Origin of the sequence: Streptomyces sp. 8L (genome assembly GCF_020176795.1) — a bacterium.
Lineage (GTDB): Bacteria > Actinomycetota > Actinomycetes > Streptomycetales > Streptomycetaceae > Streptomyces.
This window is the reverse complement of sequence record NZ_JAIUKE010000813.1, coordinates 1-2,280: the sequence shown is the minus strand read 5'-3', so window position 1 is coordinate 2,280 and position 2,280 is coordinate 1. Positions and strand designations below refer to the sequence as shown.

The window sequence follows — 2,280 nt, the reverse complement described above, 5'->3', positions numbered from 1 at the left end:
GGGGCGGGCGGCGGCGGGGGGGGGGGGGGGGCGCGCGCGCCGGCCGCCCCCCCCCCCCCGCGCCGGGGGCCCCGGCCGGGGGGGCCGGAGGAGTCGTGCCTGAGCTCTCCCCCATCGGGGTGCTCACGGGTGCGGAGGTGCCCTCAGGAGAGGTGTCCGGCCCGGGAGGTACGGACTGGGTGGCGGGGGGCTCCGCGCCCTCGCCCGCAGTGCCCTCGTTCTCGGTGCTCACAGCTCTCTACTCCTCGGTTCCACGGTTCCACGTCTGTCGTCGGCAAGCGTCCCGCGCTGTGCAAGTGTCCCGGCTAAGGGTTACCCACGGCACGTCGGGCCACGGTAAGCGGGACCTGTGCGTCTTTTGGCCATCCTTTACTCCGGACAAAGAGGGCGCACGTCGAGCACGGTCCGAGCCTTGGTCCACCGGAGCGGTCCCCTGCACCCGTCCACCTCCGCCCTCCCGACCGGCCGGACGGAACAAAGAGGGCGCACGTCGAGCACGGCCCACCGGAGCGGTCCCAGGGCACACGTCGAGCGCGGTCCGAGCCGCCCGCCGGAGCGCCCCCATGCATCCACCCGCCTCCGCCGTCCCGACCGGCCGGGAAGTCCCGCCGTTCACCCGTCTGCCCCGTGGCGGTGCGACCATGGCGCGGTGACCCAAGCCCGGCAGCACAGCATTCAGGTCGTCGCCCACCGAGGAGCCTCCCAGGACGCGCCCGAGCACACCCTCGCCGCGTACGTGAAGGCCCTTGAGGACGGCGCGGACGCGTTGGAGTGCGACGTACGGCTCACGGCGGACGGTCATCTTGTATGTGTGCATGACCGCCGGGTGAACCGTACCTCCAACGGCCGCGGCGCGGTGTCCGCCCTCGAACTCGCGGATCTGGCGGCCCTCGACTTCGGCGGCTGGAAGAACAGCGCCGCGTACGCGGACAGCGCGGAGGGCCCGGAGTGGGGCGACCCCGAGTACACGTCGGTGCTGACGCTCGACCGGCTGCTCGCGCTGATCCGGGACACGGGCCGGCCGGTACAGCTCGCCGTGGAGACGAAGCACCCCACCCGGTGGGCCGGTCAGGTGGAGGAGCGGCTGCTGGAGACGCTGCGCAGGTTCGGCCTCGCGGAACCGGCGGGTCCGGGCGCCTCGTCCGTCCGGGTCATGAGCTTCTCGGCGCGCTCGCTGCACCGCGTCGCGCGGGCGGCCCCGCAGCTGCCGACCGTCTATCTGATGCAGTACATCTCGCCCCGGCTGCGGGACGGGCGGCTGCCCGCGGGCGCGCGGATCGCCGGGCCCGGGGTGCGGATCGTGCGCAGCCATCCCGGCTACATCGCGCGGCTGCACCGCGCGGGGCACCGGGTGCACGTGTGGACCGTGGACGAGCCGGAGGACGTCGAGCTGTGCGTACGGCTGGGGGTCGACGCGATCATCACCAACCGGCCGAAACAGGTCCTCTCACAACTCGGCCGTACCGACTCATAGCGGCCGGAAACCGTACGGGCCGCGCCTGGTCGGTTCGGCGCGTAGTGCACCGGCGTGTTCGCTGCGTGGCCGAATGTCACGAGTGCCTCAAACGCTGCCCTGTGGCCGGTTTCCGGTCCAGGCCAATGGGGCATCCACACCGTGGCGTGGACGAAGGAGGTCTCGGGGGTGGCTGTTTTGGTGGCACAAGAAGTGCCCACTTCGTCGAGTGTGGCCGTGACACACGGCCCGGCGGGCGTGGGGGAGGCGCGGCACCGGATGCGCACCCAGCTCAGCCGGAGCGGCGTTTCGGACACGGTCGTGGAGGACGCCGAGCTGGTGCTCTCGGAGCTGCTGAGCAACGCGTGCCGCTACGGCAGGCCCCTGCGGCCGACGGGACGCGGTGGCCTGGAGGACGACGGCGGGATAAGAGCCGCGTGGAGCCTCGACCAGTCGGGCGGCCTGACCGTCGAGGTGACCGACGGCGGCGGCCCGACGAGGCCCGTTCCCGCGCGCCCCTCGCTGACGGCGCGCGGCGGCCGGGGACTCACGATCATCTCGGCGCTCGCGAAGGACTGGGGCATCCGGGACAGCGCCTCCGGCGAGGTGACGGTCTGGGCGCACCTCACGGCCCCCGAGGCGACCCGCACACCGACATCCCGCTGACCGCCCGCGGCACCACCAGCGGCCGCCGCCCGCCTCGGCGACGTCCGGTCCCGATCCGCCGCTGACGCGTCGCCGGCCGGCCGCCGGTCCGCCGCTTCCCCGCCGGTCCTGATCGGGTCCGTCCCGTACGTGCCGGGCACGACCCCTGCCCCGTACCGCCG

1 protein-coding gene and 1 pseudogene are annotated in these 2,280 nt (G+C 73.8%); both read left to right on the top strand.

Annotated features, from left to right (window positions below):
* Positions 1–649: 649 nt before the first annotated feature.
* On the top strand, positions 650–1,474 hold the full coding sequence (locus tag LCE31_RS39020; protein WP_225022986.1) for a glycerophosphodiester phosphodiesterase: 825 nt from the start codon (positions 650–652) through the stop codon (positions 1,472–1,474).
* 73 nt (positions 1,475–1,547) lie between these two features.
* Positions 1,548–2,119: pseudogene (locus LCE31_RS39015) on the top strand (ATP-binding protein).
* Positions 2,120–2,280: the final 161 nt, after the last annotated feature.